This is a genomic window from Sphingomonas sandaracina (genome assembly GCF_036663695.1).
In the GTDB taxonomy this organism is placed as follows: Bacteria; Pseudomonadota; Alphaproteobacteria; order Sphingomonadales; family Sphingomonadaceae; genus Sphingomonas.
In genome coordinates this window covers 124,568-150,988 of sequence record NZ_JAXOJK010000005.1, presented here as the reverse complement: position 1 = coordinate 150,988, position 26,421 = coordinate 124,568, and the positions used below count along the sequence as shown (strand labels likewise).

General features: G+C 64.6%; 21 protein-coding genes, 1 tRNA gene and 1 riboswitch. Of the genes, 11 read left to right on the top strand and 11 right to left on the bottom strand.

Annotated elements, in window-relative coordinates; all coding sequences use genetic code 11:
• Positions 1-43: 43 nt before the first annotated feature.
• On the bottom strand, positions 44-1,195 hold the full coding sequence (locus U1707_RS15485) for a PAS domain-containing protein (RefSeq protein WP_332800967.1): 1,152 nt from the start codon (positions 1,193-1,195) through the stop codon (positions 44-46).
• A gap of 134 nt (positions 1,196-1,329) precedes the next feature.
• On the opposite strand from U1707_RS15485, the gene U1707_RS15480 reads away from it, so the two are divergent.
• Positions 1,330-1,405, top strand: a tRNA-Thr gene (locus tag U1707_RS15480).
• An 891-nt stretch (positions 1,406-2,296) separates the two neighbouring features.
• On the opposite strand, the gene U1707_RS15475 is transcribed toward U1707_RS15480, so the two are convergent.
• The 4 genes from U1707_RS15475 to U1707_RS15460 form a co-directional block, all read right to left on the bottom strand.
• Positions 2,297-2,482, bottom strand: coding sequence for a hypothetical protein (locus tag U1707_RS15475; protein ID WP_332800966.1), 186 nt, complete (start codon positions 2,480-2,482; stop codon positions 2,297-2,299).
• A gap of 6 nt (positions 2,483-2,488) precedes the next feature.
• Positions 2,489-2,713: a response regulator gene (locus U1707_RS15470; RefSeq protein WP_332801041.1), complete on the bottom strand. Its 225-nt coding sequence runs from the start codon at positions 2,711-2,713 to the stop codon at positions 2,489-2,491.
• 85 nt (positions 2,714-2,798) lie between these two features.
• Positions 2,799-3,917 carry a glycosyltransferase gene (locus tag U1707_RS15465; RefSeq protein ID WP_332800965.1) on the bottom strand — a complete coding sequence of 373 codons (1,119 nt, stop codon included), beginning with the start codon at positions 3,915-3,917 and terminating at the stop codon, positions 2,799-2,801.
• On the bottom strand, positions 3,914-5,095 hold the full coding sequence (locus tag U1707_RS15460; protein WP_332800964.1) for a hypothetical protein: 1,182 nt from the start codon (positions 5,093-5,095) through the stop codon (positions 3,914-3,916). The genes U1707_RS15465 and U1707_RS15460 overlap by 4 nt, the downstream gene beginning before the upstream one ends.
• Before the next feature lie 490 nt (positions 5,096-5,585).
• On the opposite strand from U1707_RS15460, the gene U1707_RS15455 reads away from it, so the two are divergent.
• Together U1707_RS15455 and U1707_RS15450 are read left to right on the top strand one after the other, a co-directional pair.
• Positions 5,586-7,415, top strand: a complete 1,830-nt coding sequence (locus U1707_RS15455; RefSeq protein ID WP_332800963.1) for a sensor domain-containing diguanylate cyclase — start codon at positions 5,586-5,588, stop codon at positions 7,413-7,415.
• A gap of 173 nt (positions 7,416-7,588) precedes the next feature.
• A complete protein-coding gene (locus U1707_RS15450; RefSeq protein ID WP_332800962.1) occupies positions 7,589-7,972 on the top strand; it encodes a globin domain-containing protein in 384 nt (127 codons plus the stop codon).
• 145 nt (positions 7,973-8,117) lie between these two features.
• Here the strand turns inward: U1707_RS15450 and U1707_RS15445 are convergent, their stop codons facing one another.
• Positions 8,118-8,396: a metal/formaldehyde-sensitive transcriptional repressor gene (locus U1707_RS15445; RefSeq protein WP_332800961.1), complete on the bottom strand. Its 279-nt coding sequence runs from the start codon at positions 8,394-8,396 to the stop codon at positions 8,118-8,120.
• Positions 8,397-8,859: 463 nt separating this feature from the next.
• Between U1707_RS15445 and U1707_RS15440 the strand changes: the two genes are divergently transcribed.
• Positions 8,860-10,560, top strand: a complete 1,701-nt coding sequence (locus U1707_RS15440) for an NRAMP family divalent metal transporter (RefSeq protein ID WP_332800960.1) — start codon at positions 8,860-8,862, stop codon at positions 10,558-10,560.
• A 143-nt stretch (positions 10,561-10,703) separates the two neighbouring features.
• Positions 10,704-11,144, top strand: coding sequence for a DUF3617 domain-containing protein (locus U1707_RS15435; RefSeq protein ID WP_332800959.1), 441 nt, complete (start codon positions 10,704-10,706; stop codon positions 11,142-11,144).
• A 57-nt stretch (positions 11,145-11,201) separates the two neighbouring features.
• On the opposite strand, the gene U1707_RS15430 is transcribed toward U1707_RS15435, so the two are convergent.
• Genes U1707_RS15430 through U1707_RS15420 form a run of 3 tightly spaced genes read right to left on the bottom strand, consistent with a single transcriptional unit; the run spans position 11,202 to position 17,185 of the window.
• On the bottom strand, positions 11,202-12,746 hold the full coding sequence (locus U1707_RS15430; RefSeq protein WP_332800958.1) for an efflux transporter outer membrane subunit: 1,545 nt from the start codon (positions 12,744-12,746) through the stop codon (positions 11,202-11,204).
• Positions 12,747-12,751: 5 nt separating this feature from the next.
• Positions 12,752-15,964, bottom strand: coding sequence for an efflux RND transporter permease subunit (locus U1707_RS15425; RefSeq protein ID WP_332800957.1), 3,213 nt, complete (start codon positions 15,962-15,964; stop codon positions 12,752-12,754).
• Positions 15,965-15,970: 6 nt separating this feature from the next.
• Positions 15,971-17,185 carry an efflux RND transporter periplasmic adaptor subunit gene (locus U1707_RS15420; protein WP_332800956.1) on the bottom strand — a complete coding sequence of 405 codons (1,215 nt, stop codon included), beginning with the start codon at positions 17,183-17,185 and terminating at the stop codon, positions 15,971-15,973.
• Between the two features lie 113 nt (positions 17,186-17,298).
• Between U1707_RS15420 and U1707_RS15415 the strand changes: the two genes are divergently transcribed.
• The 6 genes from U1707_RS15415 to pnuC all read left to right on the top strand — a co-directional run bounded on the left by U1707_RS15415 (position 17,299) and on the right by pnuC (position 23,388).
• A complete protein-coding gene (locus U1707_RS15415) occupies positions 17,299-17,889 on the top strand; it encodes a TetR/AcrR family transcriptional regulator (RefSeq protein WP_332800955.1) in 591 nt (196 codons plus the stop codon).
• Positions 17,890-18,182: 293 nt separating this feature from the next.
• Entirely contained in the window at positions 18,183-18,836 is a 654-nt protein-coding gene (locus U1707_RS15410; protein ID WP_332800954.1) for a GntR family transcriptional regulator, read from the top strand.
• A 12-nt stretch (positions 18,837-18,848) separates the two neighbouring features.
• Positions 18,849-19,040, top strand: coding sequence for a hypothetical protein (locus U1707_RS15405; protein ID WP_332800953.1), 192 nt, complete (start codon positions 18,849-18,851; stop codon positions 19,038-19,040).
• Positions 19,041-19,162: 122 nt separating this feature from the next.
• Positions 19,163-19,272: riboswitch (TPP riboswitch) on the top strand.
• Between the two features lie 126 nt (positions 19,273-19,398).
• Positions 19,399-21,642: a TonB-dependent receptor gene (locus U1707_RS15400; RefSeq protein WP_332801040.1), complete on the top strand. Its 2,244-nt coding sequence runs from the start codon at positions 19,399-19,401 to the stop codon at positions 21,640-21,642.
• A gap of 1 nt (position 21,643) precedes the next feature.
• Complete coding sequence (locus U1707_RS15395; protein WP_332800952.1) at positions 21,644-22,813, top strand: phosphotransferase enzyme family protein; 1,170 nt, start codon at positions 21,644-21,646, stop codon at positions 22,811-22,813.
• Positions 22,810-23,388, top strand: coding sequence for a nicotinamide riboside transporter PnuC (gene pnuC / locus U1707_RS15390; RefSeq protein WP_332800951.1), 579 nt, complete (start codon positions 22,810-22,812; stop codon positions 23,386-23,388). The genes U1707_RS15395 and pnuC overlap by 4 nt, the downstream gene beginning before the upstream one ends.
• On the opposite strand, the gene U1707_RS15385 is transcribed toward pnuC, so the two are convergent.
• Together U1707_RS15385 and U1707_RS15380 are read right to left on the bottom strand one after the other, a co-directional pair.
• A complete protein-coding gene (locus U1707_RS15385) occupies positions 23,371-24,903 on the bottom strand; it encodes a DUF4139 domain-containing protein (RefSeq protein ID WP_332800950.1) in 1,533 nt (510 codons plus the stop codon). The two genes, pnuC and U1707_RS15385, sit on opposite strands and share 18 nt — an antisense overlap.
• Entirely contained in the window at positions 24,903-26,321 is a 1,419-nt protein-coding gene (locus U1707_RS15380; RefSeq protein ID WP_332800949.1) for a DUF4139 domain-containing protein, read from the bottom strand. Before U1707_RS15380 ends, U1707_RS15385 begins: the two co-directional genes overlap by 1 nt.
• Between the last annotated feature and the right edge of the window lie 100 nt (positions 26,322-26,421).

Here is a 26,421-nt window from a genome sequence, read left to right as displayed (position 1 = left end):
TCTCAACCCTTGTGGCAGTGCGAAAGATAATGCTGCAGCGCACCTAGAATGCGTCGCGTTCGGCGGCTGCGATCGCCGCGAGATCGCCGTCGAAACCGCCGAGAAAGCTCGCGAAACCGCCCGTCGGCACGTGGTGCCGCTGAGCGTGCCGTAACACCGCCGCGAACGTCTCCAGCCGTGTCGCTTCGAAACTGGTACCAAAGACCAGGGTAACGATCTGCATCATCGCCGCCGCCTGGTCCGGCAGACAGGCGGCGGAGAGCAGCACCGCGAAATCGTCGCCGTCGCGCTCGGCCGATACCGCCAGATCATGCGCCCGGCCCAGCGCCCGGTGAAGCGCCGCACGACTGCGCACTTCGGCCGCCCGGACCTGTGCCGCGCTCTCGCGCGCCATCGCCAGTTGCTCGCCGAGCGGACCGGCAAGCGCATAGTCGACGGGCAACGGATCATCGAGCACGAGCTCTTGCGTCGCCGGCGATGCCGGTTCGGCGGGCATGATATCGAAGCCCCCGCTGGGTCCATCGGCCCAGACCTGCGTGGCCGCGCCCGAACCATCCGGCGTCGCGCGGACCGCGGCATCCAGTTCCGCCGACAGCGTCGCCTGCAGGTCGGCGTCGGCGAGTTCCTTCCAGTTGATCACGCCGTAGATGAAGTCGATGGTCACGCCACCCGACGCGAACGGCATCAGGATGCCGCGGTACAAGGTCGTCCGCCCGCGACTGCTGACGAATTCCGCCTCGAAGCCGATCGGTGCGCGATTGGCGATGATCTGGAGATAGTGATCCGTCAGCCGCGACAGCAGCGACCGGCTGGGCACGTCGGCGATCGTCGCGATCTGCCCGTCGAGCCCGCATTCCTCCCGCAGCGCGCGGCCTAGATACGCGATTCTGGGATCGCCCATGCCGTGGCTGAAATCGAGCAGCACGCTGTGCGGTCCGAAATCGGTGATCGTCTCCGGCTCGAGATTCGCGATCGACGGGTAGGGGCGCCCATCGAGCAGCGACACCCAATGGTTGTACGCACGCACATGCATCCGCCGCTCGTCGCCGCCCAGATCGAACATCACGTCGTTGACGCCCGCATCGGTCGCGCCGCGCTCGCCGAAATCCGCCGTCGCAGGTGCAGCGGTCCCCGCGAGCGCCCCACTGTCCGCGCCGGCTGCGCGTCCCTCATCTACGCTGCGTGCCGTCGTCATGCCCAAAGGTCCCCGTATCGTCGCCACGCTTGTGCACCGCGTTTGGTAAACACCGGGTAAACTCGCAAACCGCTTGTCAGCCCGCAAAACCGCTGGTAGTTGCCGCCCCCTCGACCGGAGACATCCGTCGTCGGGCCGCTTTAGCTCAGCTGGTAGAGCATCGCATTCGTAATGCGGGGGTCACAGGTTCGAGTCCTGTAAGCGGCACCACGAGTTTACGCGGCTTTGGCGATTGGCTGGATTAATCACTTAATTTGTCGCTCGTGCGCGGGCATGCCGACCTTCAAGCTCGGCAGGTGATCAACTTCGAACCATCGTTCGGAGTGGCTATGCCCGTCAGATCGGTGCGCGAGACCGGGCGCTGGGGACCGTCGGGCGAGCGACGATGTCGAGTATCACATCGCCGCGCGCTTAGACGGACCGACAGAGGCGTTCCAACATTCCGTCTAGGACGCGAATTTCGATCGGGGCAGCTATCAGCGCGAGACAGCAATTCTCTAGTATCGCTTGATACACGCCCCCCCCCGTCACGGCGTACCAACTACCGCCCGAGCCTCCGCCATGCCCCCGCTCGACCGGCATATGGCACCGAATTCGCTGGACGCCGTGCTGCTCGTCCGACCGAGACGGTGGATGAACCGGAATTTGGGCCGAAACCCGTGTCCATGTGCTTGACGATGGTTAAAAGCCGGCCTCCCTCTTTCATGTCATGGACCTAATATTGATGCATGGCCTGCCGGGCTTCCTCTAGAGCGGAGACCGGATGACGCGTCTGGTTGCTGGGCATGACGGGAGCACGTCCGCTATCGGACCGCTGGAGGGATGGTCGGCGTAGCTGCAGATGGTTATCAGGTCCGAACAGCTTCACATCATGTAGAAAAAGGTAGGCGGTCCACCCGTCGCGCCGCCGACCCGCACGGGCTTCGGATCGAAGCTCATCTAGCGCGTGTCCGCCAGCGAGATCGAGGGGACGGTCAATCAAGTATCACCCGACGGCTATTGTCTTCTCGGCCGTAGCGCCTTTGCAGGAGCAAGGGGCGGAGCGCGCCGCCTGACCGTCCCGAACACGGAGCCGGCGGTAGGTCGCGGTGCGCACAGCCCTCAGGCCGCGGTTTTCAGTGGTTCCAGTTTCTTGCCGTCGGGCAAGGTCTTGCGCAGATGGTTGTGGACCATCGTCGCCGTGAACGGCTCCGATAGGAACGTCGCCTTGGCTAGCATGTCGCCGACGTCCGGACTGACCCGGCCGCTGCCGATGACGATCTTGATCCATGCATAGTTTGCCGCCACGTGGCGCTAGAGCGCGAAACCGTCCGTGTCGCCCGGCATGTCCACGTCGGAAAACAGCAGGGTCAGGTTGCCCGCGTATTCCGGCAGCATGAGCACGGCGGCATCGCCGTCATCGGCCTTATACGTACTGAATCCCTTATCCTGGAGAATGCCGGTGACATTCATCAGGATCAGGGGATCGTCGTCGACCGCGAGCCACACTTCTCGGCCGTGGTCCTGAAAGGGCGGCACCAAGCAAATCCCCGTAAGTCTAAGTAAAAAAGTTACAATCGCTTTCGACGGCAGGACGTGCTGCCACATTCTGGGCCGATTGTTGTTATGAGGCCACCGCAAGTTCTTCTACCGTCGTATTCAAACGCGCCCACATTTTCTCTTCTGTGAACATCCGCTCGAAACGGCGTCTCGCAATTGCGGACTTTTCAGAAGCTTCAGCAGGACTTGTCGTTATCCGATTGATGGCCGTCGCGAGGCCAGCGCTGTCCCCAACCTCGAAAACCTGCCCCGCCTCACCCGCGACCCACGGGACCCCCGATCCGGCTATTTGAGGGACGACGAGCGGAAGGCCATAACTCATGGCTTCTACCAAAGTGACGCCGAACGCTTCCGCGCGAGTAACCGAAGCACTGACGTAGAAAGCAGCATGCGCGTAGAGCGCGTCGCGAATTTTGCTATCGACGGCGCCTGTAAGGAATATCCGGTCGTTCAGACCTTCGCGGACGATCCGATCGCGAAGCATTGTTTCGGACGGGCCCGAGCCTACGATTACCACTACTGTCGACTGAGGGAGTAGTTTGGCTGCAGCAACGAGCAGGTCGAAGCCCTTGTAGGGCACCAAACGCCCGACCGACAAACCAAAGGGTCTGCCGTCAAGAAAGGACTGAAATTCTTGAGGCAAGTCGCCCGGCTTGTTGGCCTGGCAACGGTCTTTGATGCCAAGAGGAATTATCGAAAGTTTTGCGCGCCAACGCTGCAGCGGCAGGGACGAACTTGCATAGGCGTCCGAGGTCACGATAATTCTGTCTGCGCGGCGAGCAATATATCGTTCTAAGATTCTGCCAAGAAACCCCACCGGCCCGCGTCCTATGTAGTCACTGTGCCAGTGAAGCAGAACCGTCTTGCCGCGCGGCAGTAGCATGAGAGGTAGAACGGCAATCATGTTCGGAACATGTATATGGACGATGTCTGCCGTCCACGCGACACGGACTGCCGTGAGGAGATAATCTACTGAAAGCGGTTGTGACCACAAGGACATCCGAACTGGCGTTCGATGAACCGTGATCGCACCGTCGTGGTATCGCTCGTGTCGATCTCCGCCGAAGACCACGACTTCGACCTCGTGCCCCGCCGCGGACAGGCCATCGGCAACGCTGCGCGTAATCACTTCGATTCCACCGACGTCTGGCGGATACATTTTGCCCCAGCACACGATCTTCACAGAGCGCTCATTCGTAGCAGGGCAATCGCTGTCAGAGCGATGCCCCCGGCGGCGCCTGTCCAACCCGTGCGGACGTGCGGCAACCCACTGCGAGCAAGGAGCATCAACGCTAGTAAGAAACATGCCGCGGATTGCCCCGCAAGTAACCAGGATAAGCCAACCACGCCGACACCCGCCGCGGCAAATAAAACTATTGCGGTGCCGAAAAGGGCAGCAATACCGACGGCCCATGGCAGTAGCGCTTTGGCGAGTCCTAGGCGGTACACTCGTGCTTGAAGCAGCGCATATCCCACCCAAAAGCCAGTTTGCAGCGCGACGATCGGCAGTATCTGGTCAAGTACGACTCCCGCCTTTGCGCCGGATACATCCATGCTGGCCGCACGCGCAATTGCGGGACCAATAAGCGCAACCAGTCCTGCAAGCAACCAACCACCTGCGAGTAGTGGAGAAAGCAGCCGGTCCGCGCTGCGTGTCCTTGCCGTAAAGATACGACGGTAGAAGAGAGTGAGACCGATCTGGTGGACAATAAGTGCTACACCGGCGAGGCGAAAGGCTAATGCATAAGTTGCCAGGTGCGCTTCGCAGACTAGTCCCACGAGAACGCGGCCGCTCACTCCCAGCCAGACGCCAAACAATGCCGCCGCTGCCATTTGTCTACCGGCATTGAAGCTTTGCCGGAGTTTCGAGGCCAACGTGCCAAGGGCCTCGTTCCGCAACTTGATAGCTGCGGCGACGCCCGAGCCTGCCGATACCACGATCAATGATGCTGCGACGGGTTTTTCCGCTGGCGCTGATCCGGCGAGAGCCAAACATCCGACAATCGTGGCGGACAGGAGGAGCGGCAGGCCATCGAGCCACGCGGTTGCGAGCGAGGGCGGTCCGCTTCTTGACCACTCAGCAAGTATCATTTGTATAGCCACGGCACCGCCGATAGCGACGACCAGTGCAAAAATTTCTAGCGACAGGAGGAGCGCGACTGCCCCGATTGTTGCACACCCCGCACAAGCGAGGAAAAGAAGTAGCCAGATTTCGTGCCCGTCCTCGTTGCGGACGAGGCGCTGCCGAGCAAGTGCTTGGAGCGGCGTGCCAATTAGTACCGTCATTATCGGCAAGGCGGTAGCCAGCGACCATTCGATCGTTTCGTAGAGGTGCGGTTGAACCAAGGCTGCGATACACAACGGTGCAATATAAGTAGCCCCCTTGGCGGCAGAAAAATTGAGAAAAATGACAGGGGGTTGTCCAAATCGAGGCTCAGGCCGTTCCGGCGCTCCACTCGGTGTTTGAATTACTCCCATCTTGGCAGCTTGGCAGGCGTATACTGCAAATGGAAGTGCTCAGATTTAGGTTTCGGCACCGAATAGGACTTGGAATTATTCGCGTATCGTGCTGGTCGATATTAATTTAAACCGGCCCGAGCTTGAACCGGATCAGGGGGCGGATCGTACACCTGCAAAAACTGGTGAATAAGCTTCCCGGCGCCGTCTGATCGGGCGGAAACTACTGTTCGATTTTATGCAGAACGCGACCCTGTACTATAGGTGACGTGCGCTGCCGGAATGGCACCGATTTGACCATTTTGCTCGCATGGGCGAAGCGGCTTGATCAGCTATCGGCCTCCGTTCGGCGCGGTAACTACGAGGTTAAGGATTTTGGTGCTAATCGTCCGGCATGCGACGCATGTTTGCACGGTTGGGATCTTCGCCGCTCGGCCCGGCCATTCTCGGCATCGGGTATTTCACGGTCGCGATGCTGGCGCTGCTGGCGACGCGCGGGGTGTACGGGATCGCCGCGATCTGGCCGCCGAGCGGTATCCTGCTCGCGACCCTGTTGATCGTGCCGCGGCGGTCGGTCTGGCGGTTCGTGGTGGCGGCGGTCGTCGCGAGCTTCGCGGCGAACCTGCTGGACGGAACCGGCGTCCGCATTGCCGCTGGATTCAGCGCGGCCAATGGTCTCGAGGCGATGGTCGCCACGCTCATCCTGCGCCGGCGCTCCAGAGGGTGGGCGAGAGGGCGATCGGGGCGGCGCGTCTCCTTCCTGGACCCGTCGGGCCTGGGCGCGTTCATCGTCGCGTCGTCGATCGCCGCGCTGGTGAGTGCGGGGGTGGCGACGTGCATCTCGCCCGACCCGACGCGCGAATTCATGCTGTCGTGGTTCAGTACGGTGTGGCTCGGCATGCTGCTCGTCACGCCACTGTTGCTGGCGATATTCGAGATCGGCGCGTCGGCCAGGCATGCCGTGTCCCGGAGCGACGCGACGCACCTGATCGGGATCGTCGCGTTGACCGTCGTGGCCAGCGCCGCGACGTTCCACCAGACCGAATACCCGCTGCTGTTCCTGCCGATGATGGTGGTCGTCATCGCGGTCCTGCGCGGCGGCATGCTGGGCGGGATCGTCAGCATCGTCGTCGTCGTGGCCGTCGGATCCTGGGCGCTGTGTCGGGGTACCGGCCCTGTGTTCCTGATCCGCGAGCCGCAGGAAGCGCGGATGCTGTTCTTCCAGCTCTATCTGCTGGCGCTGTTCGTTTCCGCGTTGCCGATGGCGACGCTGCTCGCCGCGCGCGATCGCCTCAGGGTTACGTTGTCGGAGCGGATCCGCCTCCTCGATCAGGCCGAGGCCGCCGCGCATATCGGGCATTGGCGGATCGATCCGTCGGACCACGCGATATTCTGGTCGCCCGAGGTCTTTCGCATCCACGGGATGGCTGAGGGAGAGTTGCCGATGCTGGATCAGGTTGTCGCCCTCTATCATCCCGATGATCGGGGGCGGGTGGCGGAGATCGTCGCGGACGCGCTTGCCGATGGCCTGCCGTTTTCGTTCGAGGCGCGGCTGGTATGGCCCAATGGCGCGGTCCGGCATGTTTCGGTGCAGGGCGAGCGCGATTTCTCGTCCCCGGACGATGCGATCGGACTGTTCGGCCTGGTCCGGGATGTCACCGATCAGATCGACGCGCGACAGGTGTTGCGCGACGCGCGCGATGCCGCCGACCGGAGCGCGCAGGCTGCCATGCTACTGGCCTCGACCGATGCGCTGACCGGGCTCGCGAACCGGCGGCGGATCGGCGAATATCTCGAGTCCAGTCTGGCCGCCGAGGCCGAAGGGCCGGCCGGGGGGGCGGGGCTTTCGGTAATTCTGTTCGACATCGACCAGTTCAAGGCGGTCAACGATCGCTACGGGCATGATGTCGGCGACGAGGTTCTGAAGCGGATCGCAGCGTCCGCCGCCGAGGGTTTGCGCAATACGGATCTGATCGGGCGCTATGGCGGGGAGGAATTCGTCATTATTCTGCCCGCCACCGATCCGCAGACCGCCCTGAAAATCGCCGAACGCGTCCGCAAGACGATCGAAGGATCGGCGGAGGATCAGCAACCCATGGTCACCGTCAGCCTGGGCATCGCGTCGACACGAGGCGAAGACTCGGCCCGCGCCATCCTCAAGCGTGCCGATATCGCGCTGTATGAGGCGAAGCGTGCCGGCCGAAATCGATCGCGCATGGCGTGACGACGCAAAAATCTTGACATCGCGCTGCGTTGTGATTTGATATAGATTAAGTATCATAAGTCGTTGGTCGGACATAAGAAATGTTGCGTTCGGCCGGGTATCGCGACGGTGGGGCGGTTCATCCGTTAGGGGGGAGGGATGAAGTGTCTTTGACGGCAGAGCAGGCTCGACTTGTGACCGACAGCTACACGCTGATCGGGCACTCGTCCCGCCCGTATGCGGAACTCTTCTATCACCGATTACTGCTCGATCATCCCTTTGCCCGAGCGCTCTTTTCCGACGATCTCGGGCATCAGGCATTCGTCTTCGAGAAGACCATCGAGATTCTGGTCAAGAACGTCGTTGATATCGAACGGTTGCGTCCTGATTTGTCGGACCTTGCCAAGAAGCATGTCGGATACGGTGTGCTCCCTTATCAGTACGAGGCCGTCGGCGCCGTGTTGATAGAGACATTCTCGGCAATATTGGGTAGCCGTTTCACGCCGGAGGTTCGTACAGCGTGGGAAGCGGTCTACGCGGAAACTGCCGGCGTGATGATTGCCGAAGCATATTCCTGAAGCTGATGTAACGATCGGCGTCGACTAGGATAGCGCATCATGAGTGTGGCTCTGTCCGGATTTCCCTAAGCCGATCTTTACTGTCGGCCGTGAGCGTAAATTATCATGCGCGGCCTACGACTGACCGGGCTCCGCAAAGCCGACGTCAGGTTAGATAGGTATGGACGATATGAACCAGTTCGTCCGCGGCGGCGCGCTGCGGACTGTCGGGCGGGGACGCCGGATCGATCAGGTGCTCGCGAATGTGATCCTCGATCACTTCGGCGATAAAGCCGTCCAGCGCGCCGCGGCATGCAGTCGCCTGTTGCAGCACGCGCGCGCACTCGCGGTCCTCCTCCACCGCGCGCTCGATCGCCTCGATCTGACCGCGCATCCGCTTGAGGCGGTTGAGCAGCTTCTTCTTCTCTTTTTCGACGTGACTCATGCCTGCTCCACATTCCAGCTTGACCCTATACCCTCGAGGGGTATGAGCGCCCTGTCGTTGGCAGCCCCGGCGACTCGATTCAATGGCGCATCTACGCGCCATACGAAGGACCATGATGAACGCCCGATCTACCGCCATGTCCAGCGAGAGCGACAGTAGGAGCTTTGCTCCGCTGAATCGCATCGCGGGACGTGAACCGGTCAGGGAGTTTGCGCGCACCGCCTGAGTGTAGACGCCGACGTCCCGGACCGGAGCCAAAGCCCCGAACCCAGGAGGTCGCCGTGACCCTGTTTGTACCGCATGTCGAACGACACACCGATGTCATCCGTGTCGAGCCATTGAGCCGACGCATTCGTCTTGCCGCCGTTCGGCCTGTGGCGGGTACGAAAGGGCGAACCGTGGCGGCCTGAGCGCCGCCCGTTCCATCCGCATTCTAGCCCCTACCGCACGCGGAGTTCGTGCCATGATTCAGCATGCCTTGGCCCCGACCGGCCGCGGCGGTGCGCGCGAAACACGCGTGCCCGCTTATCTCGACAGCGCTCATCTCGACAGCTCTCATCCGGAGACCGCCCATCTGGACGACGCGCACAAGGGCGACATCATCGGCGCCTTCGGTGCGATCGCCGAACACGACACCGGCGCGCGGCAGGGGTGGCGTCGTCGACTGCTGACGCTGGCCGCGATCATCGGACCCGGCCTGATCGTCATGGTCGGCGACAACGATGCGGGTGCCTTCGGAACCTACACCCAAGCCGGCCAGAACTACGGCACGTCGCTGCTCTGGACGCTGCTGTTGCTCGTCCCCGTCCTCTACGTGAACCAGGAAATGGTGCTGCGGCTAGGCGCGGTAACCGGGGTCGGGCATGCCCGGCTGATCTTCCAGCGCTTCGGCCGCTTCTGGGGGGCGTTCAGCGTCGTCGACCTGTTCCTGCTCAATGCCCTGACGATCGTCACCGAGTTCATCGGCATCACGTTCGGGCTTGATTATCTGGGCGTACCCAAGGTCGCCGGCGTCATCGTCGCGGCGCTGCTGATCATCGCGGTCGCCAGCACCGGCAGCTTCCGGCGGTTCGAGCGCTCGATGATGGTGCTGGTGTTCGGCTCGCTGCTGCTCGTCCCGATCGCGGTCACTCTCCACCCGCCGATGGGGCAGGTCGCGCACGACTTCTTCGTCCCCGGGCTGCCCGCGGGCGGGAAACTGGCGGACGTGATGTTGCTGATCATCGCGATCGTCGGCACCACGGTCGCGCCCTGGCAATTGTTCTTCCAGCAGAGCTATCTGGTCGACAAGCGCATCGGGCCGCGGTTCATGGCCTATAGCCGGATCGATCTGTGGGTCGGCATCGCCGTGGTGATCGTTGGCGCGGTCGCGATGATGGCGTTCACCGCCGTGGCGTTCTCAGGGACTGCCGGGTTCGGCAATTTTACCGACGCGGGGGCGGTCGCGCGCGGGATCCAGGTGCATTCGGGCCGGTTGATGGGGGTGTTGTTCGCCATCGCGCTGATCGACGCATCGGTCATCGGCGCCTCCGCGGTGTCGCTCAGCACGGCCTACGCGATCGGCGACACGTTCGGCATCCGCCACTCGCTGCACCGCTCACCGAAGGAATCGATTGCCTTTTACCTCGTGTTCGCCGGGTTGATCGCTATCGCTGCGGCGCTGGTGTTGCTGCCCGGAACGCCGCTCGGCCTGCTGACCAATGCGGTGCAATCTCTCGCCGGCGTCCTTTTGCCCAGCGCGACCGTGTTCCTGCTGCTGCTCTGCAACGACGAGGCGGTACTCGGGCCATGGCGAAACGGCCGCTGGCTCAATTTCTTTACGGGTGCGGTGATCACCGTGCTCGTGCTGCTGTCCGTGATCCTCACCGCCTCCGTGCTGTTCCCCGATCTCGGTGCCACGGCCATGCTGTGGATTCTCGGCGGCGGTTCGACACTTGCACTGGTCGGCTGGACGGCGCTCCGGTTCGGATCGCGCGCGAGCGGAGAGACGATCGACCGGCGCGGCAGGGCCGATTGGCGGATGCCGCCGCTGGACGCGCTTGCGCCCGCCGCCTTGGCGCGCGGCGAGAAGCTGTGGCTCGGCACCCTGCGACTTTACCTGGTTGTTGCTGCGGGCCTCGTCATCATCCGGATCATCCATCTCGCGTTGACGCACCGGCTGTGATCGGCGTCCGCGCGGCCGTCGATCGTCGTGCGGCGCCGACGAGGGAATGCGTGCTCGCACGCACCAAGTGTCGGGCGATGCGGCGAAACCTCGATCGATCACAGCGGTCTGGTGGACAGCCCCAGCGCCGGGTAAGCGAAACCATGATCAAATACGCAGCCGTCGCGCTTCTCCTCGCATCTCCCGCCGCCGCCGCTGATCTACCGACGGTCGCGGCGGAGCGCTGGGATATCACGTCCACCGTCGTCGAGCTTTCGCTTCCCGGCGTTCCCGGTTTCATCGTGCGGATGATGCGCGGCAAGTCCAAGGCCGAGCGGAAGCGCGTTGCGAGCGGGGTGGGGATCGACGCGCTGCTCGTGCCGGATCCGAAGGCGCAATGCCGGGTCGATGGTCAGCGCGTCGCCGACGGTCACTATGTTCAGGCGCTGACGTGCCCGCAAAAAAGCGGCAAACCGTTGGCGATCGCGCGCACGGGCACATATGACGCCACGGGCTTCGTCGGCAGGGCCATCGTCACCGGCGTGACGCCCAAGGGACCGATGAGGATCGTGCTCGATCAGCGCGCCGTCCATACCGGCAAGTAGGCCCGGCACGTCTGCCGATCGCGATCCCCGTCGGTTGCCGGTCGGACGGTCGGTTGCTCAGTTACGGGGGGCAGGCGGGTTCGGGGCCGACGCGCCCGTTGACTGCGACCGAAGACCACCACCGAGCGCGCGATAGAGTTCGACCGAGTTGCTGTCGCGCGTCAGCCGCGCGGCTAACAAGGTCTGTTGCGCGTTGTAGAGCGACCGTTGCGAATCGAGTGTGGTCAGGAACGTGTCGATGCCCGCGCGGAAGCGAAGGTCCGACAAGCGGAACGCCCCCGCCGCATTGTCGCGCAGCGACGTCTGCGCCTGCAACTGCGCGCCGATCGTGCCGCGCCGCGCCAGCGCGTCGGCAACTTCACGGAAGCCGGTCTGGATGCTCTTCTCGTACGTGGCGACGGCGGCATCGCGCGTTGCCTGCGCGTAGCGGAGATTGCCCTTGTTGCGGCCGAAGTCGAACAGCGTCTGGCTGACCGACGGCGCGACCGACCAGTTCTGCGTACCGCTGCCGAACAGGTTCGACAGGCCGAGGCTGATCGTCCCGAAGGCTGCGGTCAGCGAGATGTTCGGGAAGAACGCCGCGCGCGCCGCGCCGATATTGGCGTTCGCGGCGATCAGCTGATGCTCGGCCGAGGCGATGTCCGGGCGGCGCAACAGAACCTCGGACGGCAGGTTCGACGGCAGGTTCTCCAGCGTCGGGCTGGTCTCTTCTAGCCGCGCGGGCAGCATGTCGGCGGTCAGCGTGGTGCCGGCGAGCAGGTTCAGCGCGTTCTGATCCTGCGCGATCAGCGTCGTCGCCTCGGCGATGTCCGAGCGGGCCTGATCGTAGCTGGTGCTGGCCTGACGGACTTCGAGTTCGGAAGCGATGCCGATCCGGAAGCGGTCCTGCGTGAGCTTCACCGTCTGGCCGAACGCACGCTCGGTATCGCGGGCGATCTTTAGGCGATCCTGGTCCGCTGCCATCGTCAGCCACTGCGTCGCGATCTCGGCGATCAGCGATACCTGGGCCGCGTTGCGGTTTTCTTCTGCGGCGAAATACTGTTCCTGCTGCGACTGGGTCAGGTTACGGACGCGGCCGAACAGGTCGATTTCCCAAGCCGAGACGCCGACATTGGCCGAATAGATGTCGGCACGGCCGCTGGACACCGCACCGCCACCAGTACCGCCCCCCGATCCGCCGCCGCCGGTTCCGCCACCGGTTCCGCCGCCGGTTCCACCACCACCGACCACGCCGAACGGCGACTTCTGATAGGTGGCACCGCCGCTGGCTGCGAGCGTCGGGAACAGGTCGGCGCGCTGGACGCGGTATTGCGCGCGGGCCTGGGCGACGTTGGCGACCGAGACACGCAGGTCGCGGTTATTGTCCAGCGCGGTGCGGATCACGCGGCGCAGACGGTCGTCGGTGAAGAACGCCTCCCACGCGGTATCCGCAGGCATGATCGCGCCGGCTGCGTCGGTCGCCGCATAGGCAGGGCCGACGGGTGTAGCGACCGGCACCGACAATTCGGGCCGGACGTATTTCGGGGCGAGGTTACACCCGGCGAGCGTGAGCCCAGCGGCGAACATCAGGGCGGTCTTGCGTGATAGCATGGGGGCGAACATCTGGATCAGGCCTCCTGCGGCCGCTGGTCGTGGGGCGGATGACGGTTATCGTCATGGCCGCCGTCACGGTTATCGTCGTCATTGCGGACCTGATCGCGGTCTTGCCCCGAGCCGGCCTTGTCCTGCTTGAAGACGCGCTTCACGAGCAGGAAGAACAGCGGCACGAAGAAGATCGCGAGGACGGTCGCGGACAGCATGCCGCCGACCACCGCCCAGCCGATCGCGTTCTGGCCGCCGGCGCCGGCACCGCTCGACAATGCGAGCGGCAACACGCCGAAGATGAACGCGAACGACGTCATCAGGATCGGGCGAAGGCGAAGCTTCGCCGCCTCGACCGCGGCATCGGCCGCGTTCATCCCGTCGCCCATCTTTTCCTCGGCGAATTCCACGATCAGGATCGCGTTCTTCGCCGCCACGCCGATCGTCGTGATCAGGCCGACCTGGAGGTAGATGTCGTTGTTCAGCCCGAAGATCATCGCCGCACCGACCGCGCCGAGGACGCCGAGTGGCACCACCAGCAGGACGGCGATCGGGATCGACCAGCTCTCGTACAGTGCAGCGAGGCAGAGGAACACGATCAGCAGCGACAGCGCATAGACCGTGGTCGACTGGCCACCCGACAGGTTTTCCTCGTAGCTGAGGCCGGTCCATTCATAGCCGATGCCGGGGGGCAGCTTGGCCGCCATCTCCTCCATCGCCTTGATCGCGGTGCCGCTGCTGACGCCCGGTGCCGGCGAACCCATGATCTCGAACGATGCCACGCCGTTGTACCGTTCTAGTCGTGAGGGCCCGTAGTTCCAGCTCGTCGTCGAGAAGGACGAGAACGGCGCCATCGCGTTGCTGGTCGTGCCGCGGACGTAGAAGTTGCCGAGGTCGGCCGGCGTCGTGCGGAACGGTGCGTCGGCCTGCACGAACACCTTCTTCACGCGACCGCGGTCGATGAAGTCGTTGATGTACGCGCCACCGAACGCGGTGCTGACGGTGGTGTTGATGTCCGCCTGGCTGAGGCCGAGCGCGCCGGCAGTGGCTTGGTCGACGTTCAGTTTCAGCTGTGGCGCATCCTCAAGGCCGTTCGGGCGGACCTGCATCAGGCGCTTGTCCTGGCTGGCCATGCCGAGCAGCATGTTGCGCGCTTCGAGCAGTTTCTCGTGACCGACGCCGGCATTGTCCTTCAGCATGAAGTCGAAGCCGTTGGCGTTGCCCAGTTCCTGCACGGCGGGCGGCACGAAGCCGATCACCATGCCGGCACGGACCCCGGCGAGCGCCTGGTTAGCGCGTCCGGCGACCGCGGCGACGCTGTTCTCCTTGCCGCTGCGATCTTCCCAAGGCTTCAGCTGGATGAAGGCGATGCCGACATTCTGGCCCTGGCCGACGAAGCCGAAGCCGCTGATCGTGAAGATACCCGCGGTGTTGGCCTTCTCGTCGATCAGGAAGTGATCGCGGACCTTGTCCATCGTCCGTGCGGTCTCCTCCATCGGCGTACCCGACGGCATCGAAACCTGTGCGAACATGACGCCCTGATCTTCCTCGGGGAGGAAGCCCGACGGCAGGCGCAGGAAGATGAAGGCCATCGCGACGACGATCACGGCATAGACCAGCATCGTGCGCAGCCAGCCCTTCTCGACGCGGCGCAGGCCGTTGCCGTATTTACCGACGCCCTTGTCGAAGGTGCGGTTGAACCAGCCGAAGAAGCCCTTCTTCTCGCCATGGCCTTCCTTGGCAGGCTTCAGGATCGTCGCGCAGAGTGCGGGCGTCAGGATCAACGCGACTAGCACCGAAAGCGCCATCGACGACACGATGGTGATCGAGAACTGGCGGAAGATCACGCCGGTCGAGCCGCTGAAGAACGCCATCGGCAGGAACACGGCGGACAACACCAGGCCGATGCCGATCAGCGCGCCGCTGATCTCGTCCATCGACTTTTTGGCGGCTTCCTTGGGGGAAAGCCCTTCCTCTTGGATCAGGCGTTCGACGTTCTCGACGACGACGATCGCGTCATCTACGAGCAGGCCGATCGCCAGCACCATGCCGAACAGCGTCAGCGTGTTGATCGTGAACCCCGCGACCTGGAGCACGGCGAGCGAGCCGAGCAGCACGACGGGAACTGCGATCGTCGGGATCAGCGTGGCACGGAAATTCTGGAGGAACAGGAACATCACGAGGAAGACGAGGACGATCGCCTCGATCAGCGTGTGGATGACCTGCTCGACCGACAGCCGCACGAACGTCGAGTTGTCGATCGGGAACGCGACCTTGACGTCGGGCGGGAACTGCTTGGCGATCCGGTTCACCTCGGCCTTGACCAGCTTGACGGTATCGAGCGCGTTTGCACCCGGTGCCAGCTTCACGCCGAAGCCTGCCGCCTGCTTACCGTTGTAGCGCGCCTGGAAGCTGTAGTTTTCCGAACCCATCTCGACGCGCGCGACGTCCGACAGGCGCACGGTCGCGCCGCTGGTTGCCGAGCGGACAATGATCTGGCGGAACTGTTCTGGCGTCTGGAGGCGCGACTGTGCGGTCACGGTGGCATTGAGCGACTGACCCTTCACCGCCGGGAGACTGCCGACCTGACCGGCCGAGACCTGTGCGTTCTGCGCGGTCAGCGCGGAGGTGATGTCGGTGACGGTGACGCCCAGGTTCGACATCTTGAACGGGTCGACCCAGATCCGCATCGAATATTGCGCGCCGAACACCTGCGTGTCGCCGACGCCCTTGATGCGGCTGAGCGGATCCTGGAGCTTCGAGGCGATCATGTCGCCGAGATCGACCTGGTCGTGGTCGCCGTTTTCCGAATAGGCGGCGATGATGAGCAGGAAGTTGGCGGTCGCCTTGGTCACGCGAAGACCGGCCTGCTGCACTTCCTGCGGCAGGAGCGGCGTCGCCTGTTGCAGCTTGTTCTGCACCTGGACCTGCGCGATGTCGGGGTCGGTGCCCTGCTCGAAGGTGAGCGTGATCGCGAGGTTGCCCGAGCCGTCCGAGGTCGAGGCGAAGTAGCGAAGGTTGTCGATGCCCTTCATCTGCTGCTCGATGATCTGCGTCGTCGTGTTCTCGAGCGTCTGTGCGTCGGCGCCCGGATAGGACGTCGCGACCGTCACCTTGGGGGCGGCGATCTCAGGGAACTGCGCGATCGGCAGCGACCGGATCGCGAGGATACCGGCCAGCATCAGGATGATGGCGATGACCCACGCGAAGATGGGCCGATCGATGAAATAGCGTGACATGGGCGGTTACTTCCCGGCCTGCGCGGACGTGTTGCCGGCTGCGGGATCTCCACCCGCTGCGGCACCACCGGTGGCGCCACCCGCGGGCTTGGCGACCTGCTGCGGGGCCGCGGGCTTGACGGTCGCGCCGGGACGCAGGTTGAGCAGACCCTCGACGATCAGCTTGTCGCCGGGCTTCAGGCCGCTGGTGACGATCCACTTGTCGCCGATCACGCGGTCGGTGGTAACGTTTCGCTGCTCGACCTTGTTCTGTGCGTTGACGACCAGAGCGGTCGCACCGCCACGCGGATCGCGCGTGATGCCGGCGGTGGGCGCCATGATCGCCTGGGCGCGCGTGCCCTCGACCAGCTTCGCACGGACGTACATGCCCGGCAGCAACAGGCCGTTGGGGTTGGGGAAGCTGGCGCGCAGAGTTACCGCGCCGGTGGTCTGGTCGACGGTGACTTCGGCGAACTGGAGACGACCCTCGATCGGGTAGGTCTGGCCGTTCGGAAGGATCAGCTGCACACGCGCGCTGCCGTCGCCGCGCGTCACGCCGCCGGTCGCCATCGCCTGCTTGAGATCAAGCAACTGCGCGGCCGACTGTACGACGTCGACATAGACGGTGTTGGTGCGCTGGATCGTCGCGAGCGGGTCGGTCTGGCCGGTCTGGACCAGCGCGCCGACGGTCACGAGCGACCGTCCAATGCGGCCCGAAATGGGCGCCTTGATGCGCGTGAAGCCGAGGTTGACGCGCGCCGACTGGACCGCTGCCTGCTGCGCTGCAACATTCGCGCGAGCCTGTTGTGCGGAGGCGGTGGCGTTGTCCGCCTCCTGCTTGCTGACCGCGTTCAGCGCGACCAGTTGGCCATAGCGCTGCGCCTGAAGGCGGGTCGCGTTGATCTGCGATTGGGCGGCGCCGAGCTGGCCCTGCGCGCTGGCGAGTGCCGCGCGGTAGGGGGCGTCCTCGATCGCGTAGAGGACCTGGCCCTTGCTGACCATCGCACCCTCGGTGAACAGGCGATCGCGAACCACGCCGCTGACCTGCGGACGCACTTCCGAGGTTTCCACCGCGGCGATACGGCCGGGAAGCTCGGAGGTGAGCACCACCGATTCCTCGCCGACGGTAACGACGCCGACGGTCGGCGTGGGCGGTGGCGGCGGGGCCTGCTCCTTGCCGCAAGCCGACAGCAGGACAAGTGCGGCCAGTGCCACAGATCCCTTGAGGTTCAATCGCTGCATGTTGAGCATCCCGACGTCCGTGCAGATAGGTTTACCGGAATGAACGTTCATTCCGCTTGCTTGCCCGCTAGGATTGTGCGAGCGGCCGGTCAACCAAAAAACGCGTTGGGAACATGATTTTGAGTGCAGTGCAGCATGAGATGGGGAGTCGGCAGCGTATCGTTGCTGCGGCGCGCCATCTGTTTGCGACCCAAGGGTTTCATCAGACGCCGATGTCCGAACTGGCCGTCGCTGCGGGTGTTTCCGTCGGCCAGATCTATCGCCTGTTCACCGGCAAGAACGCGGTGATCCAGGCGATCGTGATGGAGGACGCCACGGCCAGGATGGCCGAGCTGAAGACGATGAACGACTCGGTCAAATTCGAGGGATTGTCGATCGAGCAAGGGTTCGTCGAGTTGGCTCGCCGCGCGCTGTCGAAGGGCGACGAAGCGTTGTCGTTCGAGATCATGGCAGAGGCGCACCGCAATACCGATGTCGCCGACACGATCGCGGATCTGTGTCGCGGCTTTCGTCAGATGATCCGCGAACTGGCGTGCGTCGCCAATCCGAAACTCGAGGAGAACGAGCTCGAGGGGGCGGAGGAACTGATCCTCGCTTTCATGTTCGGTCTCGGCCATCGCACCTTGTCGCGCCCGCGATTGTCGGAAGACGAAACCGCGCGATTGACCGGCCGCATGATCCTGGCCGCGGTACGCGCACTTTAAGCCACCGCACTGTGTCGCGTTGCAGACACGCCAGTGCTTACCCTCGAAATAATGAGAGCGACGCTGTGTGGCCTCCGAGCACGTTGTTGAGAGAATACGCACGTTCCAGCCTTGGCTGACCGTCCCGGCGCCCAATACGCGCCGTTTCACCGTGTGAAGACCTCGTTCGGCGACCGTTAGTGCTGTTCGCGGATGTCGGCCCGTTCTGGGAAGGCGTTCAAGTTTCATGAGCCCTTTGTCATGAAGTGTGGGTTATGCAGGGGCTACAATCCCGTCCCCGGAGCCTTCCGTCTATGAGTATCGTCGTCCGCACCCTGTCCGAGCAGGTGTTCGAGATCGTCCGCGAACAGATCGTCACAGGCAAGCTCGCGGGGCATACCGCGATCCGCCAGGATGCGCTGGCGAACGAACTGGGCGTCAGCAAGATTCCGCTGCGCGAGGCACTGGCCCGGCTCGAGCAGGAGGGCCTGCTGACCAGCCATGCGAACCGTGGCTATTCGGTCCAGCCGATGTCGGCGGACGAGGCCGACGACATCTTCGCGTTGCGGATGAGCATCGAGCCGCAGGCTGCCGCCTATGCGTCGACGGTCGCCGATGACGCGGATCGCGCCGCTGCCATCCTGGCGTTCGAGGAACTCGACAGCGCGGCGGGCGAGCGACTGGCGGAGGTCGCGATCCGCAATCGCGTGTTTCACACCGCACTCGTCCGGCCCGGCCGACGCCTGCTGACCACGCAGATGGTCGAGCGGCTGGCTATTCTCGCCGAGCGTTATGTCGTCGCGCACCTGCGGCCGGCGGGGCGTGAGCACCGCGCGCATTTGGAGCATCGCCAGCTGCTCGACGCATGGCTGGCGCGCGACGACGATCGCATGCTGACGTTGCTGACCAGCCATATTCAGTCGACGCTGACCGATCTGCGCTTCCAGCTCGCAACGGGGCGGGACTAGAGATCACAGCCGATGATGGGCATTGTTGGACCGCGTAAATCGTTCGAATGGTCTGCCGATAATGCGCAGCACAGCCTCGCCAAGACGCCGAATTGGCCGCACCTGACCGCGCTCGGGGTCGGCGCGGTCGTCGGCACCGGGACGATCCTCGGCTGGCTGTACCTGCTGGCAAGCCTGCCGACCCCATGCTCGTCCGGTTCGTGATCTGGAACGCCGTCGGGCTTGCGCTGTATGCGGCCTATGGTCCGGCGCAACCGCCATGCGGGCCGCGCCCCGCCGCGGTGACGCGATAGCGCTTTCCAGCCGGATACCAACAGCCTAAGCGACTTCTATCCCCGGGGGGCCGCTGACGCGCGGCTGAGAGGTGGGCAGCAGCCCATGACCCGCTGAACCTGATCCGGCTTATACCGGCGTAGGGAGGGTCTGCGGCTGGCCCGTCGTCCCTCCGATTGGAGTGGACGTGAACGTTTTCGGTGCTGGTTTTCCGTTTTTGAAGTCCGCGATGCCGTCCCGGCATGGGTGCGTCCGGCTGGGTCTGGTCGGTGTGGTTTCGTCCGCCGCGATGATCGCGTCGTCCGCGGTCGCGCAGGTCGCTTCCGATCCCATCGAGCCGGCCGAGATCCGCGTCGTCGGCACGCCCGATCCTGCCGGGTTGCTGCCCGACCAGCGCACGCCGAAAGCGCAGAGCGCAATTTCCGCCGATTTCATCGTCAAGCAGGCGCCGACGCTCAACGCATTCCAACTGGTCACGTTGCTGCCGGGTGCGAACGTCGCGTCGAGCGACCCGTACGGCCTGTCGACCAGTTCGAGTCTCACCGTACGCGGGCTCGGGCAGGACGAGATCGGCGTGCTGATGGAAGGCGCGCCGCAGAACGACATCGGCTATTATTACGCCTATCCGTCGCAGTTCGCCGACCCCGAGAATCTGCGGCGGATCACGCTGGCGCAGGGCGCGGTCGATATCGATTCGCCGACGCTGGGCGGTGCCGGCGGGCTGTTGTCGCTGGCGCTCGACGATCCGAAGGCCCGCCCCGGTGCGCTGGTCGATCTGTCGCTCGGCAGTTACGCGGCGCGGCGTGCGTTCGTCCGGGTCGACACCGGCACGATCGGCAACGCCGGGGTAAAGGCGTTCCTGTCCTATTCGAACACCCGCGCGGACAATTGGCGGGGTGCCGGCTACGATACGCGGCAGCATATCGATGCGAAGTTCCTCAAGGAATGGGGGGCGGGGAACCGCGCCAGCCTCGCGCTGTCGTATAACGATGCGAACTCGTCGAGCTATCCGAGCCCGACGCTGGCGGAGTGGAACGCGCAGGCTCGCGGCTTCAACTACGACAAGCGCTATACGGCGGGGAATACCAACTATTGGCGGCTGTACCGCGCGCCGTTCCGCAACCTTTACGCTTCCGCGCCGGTGCATCTGGTGCTGAACGACCGGCTTGCGTTGGACACCACGACCTATCTCCAGTTTGGCTATGGCAACTCGCCCTACGGCACGCAGCTGACCACGACCGGCAATTTCCTCGGGACCGAAGAGCTGGCGCAGCCGATCTCGCTGCCGGGTGCGATCGACGGCGTGGCGACCGTGCTCGGCAATTATACCGGCGATCAGATGCGGACCGGCAACGTCAGCAAGCTGACCCTGAAGACCGGCGTGCATACGCTGACAGCCGGGCTCTGGTTCGATTACGGCACCGACCGTGTCACGCAATCGTACACGTCGATCGATGCGGACGGGCAGCCGACCGATCGCTGGGGGTATCGTGCGAAGGCGATCCGCACCGCCGACGGTCGCCTGCTCGCCTATGAGAATCAGCGCACCGTTACCGTCACGAAGGGGTTCTTCGTCGCCGACAGCATCGCGCTGACGCCGCGGCTGACGATCGACGCCGGGTTCAAGGGCGTCGACGTGCTGCGCAACGGCCGCAACTACCTGCCGGGGCCGCAAGACACGGTGCGGCTCGATAGCTTTGCCGCATTGCCGCGGGCCGCGGTCCATTACCGGATCGACGATCGCCAGCAGGTGTTCGCCAACATCACCACCAACTTCCGCACACCCAACGAGTTCACGCTCTACAACAGCTATTTCGGCGGGGTCGTGGCGACGCAGGGCACGACCGCGCTCAAGAACGAATATTCGGTGTCGCAGGAACTCGGCTATCGGTTCATCGGCGAACGGCTCTCGGCGTCGGTCACCGGCTTCCACTACAAGTTCCGCAATCGTCAGTTGGCGACCGTCATCAACCAGGGCGGCGCACTGATCAACGGCACACTCAATGCCGGCGGGCAAACCTCGTACGGGGTCGATGCCGAGGTCGATTACCGGCCGGTCGCAGGCGTCAGTCTGTATGTGTCGGGCGAGTATCTGCATGCACGGATCGACGACGACCTGCCGGTCGGCGGGGACGTTCTCGCAACCCGGGGCAAGCACGCGGTGTCGAGCCCGACGGTCCAGTTCGGCGCGGGCGGAACGTATGACGACGGCCGGTTTTTCGGCAGCGTCGCGTCGAAATATCTCGGCCGGCAATATGCGACCTTCGTCAACGACGAGCGCATCAAGGGCTATGCGACGCTCGACCTGTCGGTCGGTCTGCATCTGGCCGAATGGCTCGACGGCAAGCGCACCGATCTGCGCGTCAACGCGATCAACGTCACCGATCCGCATGTCCTGGCCGGCGTGCAGGCGGTCACCACCAACGCGCAGGACTCGATCGGCCGCAACGGCACGGTGATCGCAGGCACCGCGCCCGCCTATTATATCGGCAGCGGCAGGGCGGTGATGGCGACGGTGTCGCGTGCGTTCTGAGATGACGTCCGCTTCGGCCCTGTCGGTGGTCCCGCCCGCCAACCATCTCGTTCACGGAATGGGCACCGCGTTAGAAGTGCCGACCTGGCCCGCGATCACGGTCGACGAGGCGGTGGCGGCACTGGCCCATTTTTCGATCGCGGGAGAGCTGACGGCGTTGCACTGGCATTCGCCGCGACCGTTTTCCGCAGCAGCGCTGGTACAGACGACGCGCGGCATGTTTCTCCTGAAGCGCCACGACCACCGGCTTCGCACGATTGAGGGACTGGCCGAGGAACATGCGTTCGCCGCGCATCTGGCGGCGAACGGCGTGTCGGTGCCGGACCTCGTGCGCGCGACCGACGGAGCAAGCGCCACCGCGATCGGTGACTGGCGGTACGAGCTGCACCGCAAGGCGGCCGGAGCGGATGCGTATCGCGACCGGCTGTCCTGGACGCCGTTCCTGTCGCTCGACCATGCGCATGCCGCGGGGGTGGCGCTCGCGAAGGTGCATCTGGCGGCGCGCGACTTCGACGCGCCGGCGCGGTGCCGCCAGCCCCTCGTCGCCAGCTTCGCGATCCTTCCGGCAAGCGATCCGATGGCGACGACCGAACACTATGTGACGGCGCGTCCTGCGCTGGCGGCATTTCTGGCGGAGCGGCCATGGCAGCAACAGCTGGCGCCGCTGTTCGCGCAATTGGGAGACGGCCTGTTCGACCTGCTGGCCGGACAGCCGCCGTTGTGGACGCACAACGACTGGCATCCGTCCAATCTGCTATGGGCGGAGGACGGCACCGTGCAGACCGTCTTCGATTTCGGGCTCGCTGACCGGACATGCGCCGTCCACGATATCGCCACCGCGATCGAGCGTACTGCGGTCCGGTGGCTCGAACTGGGGCAGGGGGCGGACGACGCGATCGGCAATCCGGCCACGGCGCAGGCGCTGCTCGCGGGCTATCGCACGGTCGCGGCGCTGAGCTGTGCCGACCTGACCACGATCCTCCGCCTGGTCCCGCTGGTCCATCTGGAATTCGCCTTGTCGGAGATCGATTACTTCACGAGCGTGGTCGTGGATCCGGCGTCTGCCGCGCTGGCGTGGGACGGCTATCTCATCGGCCATGCCAAATGGTTTCTGTCGGCTGCGGGGCAGGATTTTCTCCAGCGGATCGCCCTGCCGGTGCACGGTCAATGACGTTGCTCGAAATCATAGCCGTCATCATCAGCTTCGCCGGGATCTGGCTGACCGCGACCCGGCGCATGCTGTGCTGGCCGGTCGGCCTTGTCGCCTGCGCGCTGTATTTCAAATTGTTCCTCGATGTGCGGCTGTACGCCGACATGGTCCTTCAGGCGCTGTTTGGCCTGGCCATCGTCTATGGCTGGATCGCCTGGGCGAACGGACAGGACGATGCGGGAGAGGTCGTCGTTGCGCCGCTCAGTCCCAGGCGCGTGGCCGCGGGGCTGGCGGCCGGTGGCGTCGGCGCGATCGCGATCGGCTGGTTCACGAGCCGCTATACCGATGCGGCGCTGCCGTGGATGGATGCGGGGCTGAGCAGTTTCAGCCTCGTCGCGCAATATTGGACCGCGCGTCGTCATGCCGCCAGCTGGCTGCTGTGGATCGCGGTCGATGTTCTTTACGTCGGGATGTTCGTGTTCAAGGGATTGTTGCCGACAGCGGGGCTTTATGCGGCGATGATCGTGCTGGCGGTGATCGGCTATCGGCGTTGGCGCAAGGCTGGCAGGCCGGATGCATCAATAGCCATAGCCTAACGTCGCGACGCTGTTCGCGGGCACGGTCGATATCCAGGTCTGCTTGCCGTCGACCCGGCGGAGCGTCGCGGTCGGTGCTTTGAACGCTTTTTGCCCGGCATTGCCTAGTTCGACCTCGATCGTCACGGGGAACGGATTGGCGTTGCTCAGCGTGACGATTGCGTGGTCCTTGCGATCGGCGACCTGACGCAGATAAACCCGAGGGCTCGTTCCCGCCGACAGCGTGAAGCGCTGCCCCGTCGCCGTGTCGCCGACCCGGCCGAGACCGATCAGCCCGCGCGATCCGTCGCGCTCGACGTACAACGCGGTCGAGCCGGAGGGTAGCGGCAGGCCAAGCCCGGCGCCTGTCTCGTTGTGCATGCGCAGTTCGATCCGGACCGGCGTCTCAGCGATCGTCCGGCCCGGCTGCACCTGGCTGCGATAGCGCCGCTCGAACGGTACGCGGCTTCTGCTCAATAACGCGACCTGTTTCATCTGGTTCGCGGCGACCGTTACGGGCTCCGGCACGCGGTAGAGTTTCAGATCGCCAAGGTCTTCCGGCGGGGGCGGCGGGGGCGGCGGTGGAGGTGCTGGCGGGGCCATCATGGCCATCGGCGATCTCATAAGCGAGGCGGTCACGACAATCTCGTCGCGCTCGGGCGCGTCTACGGTCTTCAAGTCCGACGTCGTCGTCCCGAGCGGATAGCATTCCAGCCGGAGACGGGCGACAGCGGCGCGGTACGCGCGGACCTCGCGACGTTCGAGCCGACCCGCGACCGCCTGGACATCGGCGTTCGCGAAGCTCTCCGCGTTGCCGTTGGCGAGCGTCATCCAGGCGAACAGATCGAGCGTGCGGCCATCGGCGGCGATCGTCGCGACATAGCTCGCCGCCCAATCGAACTCGGATGCGAGATACGAGACGGTAACGGTCGCCGTCGTCGCGCGCGGGCTGCGGGTGGTCACGCTCAGCACAGGCTGCGGCGAGAGGCCGGCGGGAATTTTTGCGTAGCGCGGTCTTTCGGGAAGACCCGAACAGCCGAGCGCTTCGACGCCTTGCGCGGTCCGTACGACGACGCCGCCCGCCGGCCCGGCCACGATCACCGCATCCTCGCTGCGCACCTGGCCGGTCGCGCGCGACGTGCGGGTCAGGGTCACGTGACGGCCGAGCGATCCGTCGATCAGCGCGGCCGGCGACAACAGCCGCGCATCGCGGTTCTTCTCGACCGTGCCGCCGGGCAGCCCGGTGATGATCGCGCTGGCGGGAATGATCCCCCCGGCGACCCCCTCGAACGTCACGACCGCCGGCCCTTTGGGCAGCCTTATCATCCGGGTCTCGGTCACCACCGCGAAGCCGCCGAGATACCGCAGATCAGGTGCCTGACCACGCTCGCGATACGGGTTGCGATAGACCGTGACGGAGACGTGCCGCGGCGGCGACGCGGCGACAGTCTTCGAGCTTGATATAACCGCTTGCGCCGTGACGGGCATAACCGGAACGCCGACCAGCATCGCCAGCAGGGCGACGATACCGCGCATCAGTTGCGGGTGTCGAAGCTGGCCGTGACGACCGACGTTCCATTGGCGGGCACCGTCACATGCCAAAGAGCGCTGTCCGAACTTTGGCGCTCGCTCTTCTGGCTCTCGGCCTGAACGCGCGTATCGGTCCACGACCAGTCGAGCCCCGCCTGGATCAGGTCGACCACAACCGGCTTCGCGCGCGCATTGCTGAGCGTGTAGCGCATCGTCGTCCGCCAGCGATCCGTCGACAACTGGGTCCGGCTTTCGACCAGGGGCAGCACCTTCACGTCGAACGCGTCGCCGGTACGCAGGCTGATATCCGAGCCTTGCGGGGTATGCTCGATGCGGTTCTCGCCGGTGAACTGGGGCTGGCCGCGCTGATCGCGGACGTACACGCGGACCGTCCCCGCGGGCAGCGCATCGCCGAGGCCGCCGGCGGCCGAATTGGCGAACCGCAGCATGCTGCCCGCGCTTTGCGGTTCGGTCTGCGTGCCGAGCCAGGCGTTGCGATATTCATAGCCTGCGCTGGCCTTCGCGCCTTTGACGTCGAGAAAGCTGACCTGTTTGGTCTGCTTGTCGGCGATCGTGGTGCGCGCCTTGAGAGGATAGAGGTAGAAATCGCCGAGCTGTTCGCGGTCCGCGCTTTCGGTGCCCGCCCGTCGCATCGGCGAGGTGGGGCGGTTGACGCGGAAGGTCTGGTTGTCGTCATCCGAGGCGACCTCACCCGCGACGAGCAGCGTTTTCGCACTGTCGAAGGTGGTGCCGGTCGCGTTGCGCAGCGTGATCCACCCCTGCACGTCGATCGTGCCGGTCTTGTCGTCGAACAGTGTCACATAGTCCGCCTGCCAACCGAGGCCGCGCGTCAGATACGACAGGGTCGCGAGCCGTGGCCCGGCGCGCGGGCTCGCCAGCGTCACCGACAGCGTCGGTCGCGCGCGCAGGTTCGCCGGGATCTTGTCGAAGATCGCGCGCACCGGCAGGCCGTCATCGCGCAGCACTTCGATATGGTCGGCGATCTGCAGCACCACGCCGCCGTTGACCGCGAGCACCTTCGCCCGCTCGCGCGTTTCCGCACCGGTCGCAGGATTGGTCCGGACGAGCGTGATAGTCTCGCCAACCGCCTTCTCCATCAGGCTAGACGGGGTCAGCAAGTCGTAGTCGAAATTCTGTTCGACGACGGTCGTGTCAGGCGCGTTCAGCGATACCGTTTCGGGGCGGATCGTCGCGCTGACGTCGGGGAAGGACTGACGTGTGCGGCCGGCCGGAAGGTCGAGGCGGCGGATATCCTGGATGAGCGCGATGTCGTTCGTGTAGATCGTCGCGGACACGTCGCCCTGCGCCGAACCGCTGCCCGGCACCGGCGGATCCGACTGTGCGACAGCGGCGGCCGATGCGGAAGCCAGCAGCAATACAGCTGCGATCCGTACAGTGATCATGTCGATAATCCCCTTTGCCGGCAGCATGACCGACGGGCGGAACAACGACAATGGGCAGGGTCGTCGAAAGACACGAGCGCGGCACGGTGGCTCGTCCGGA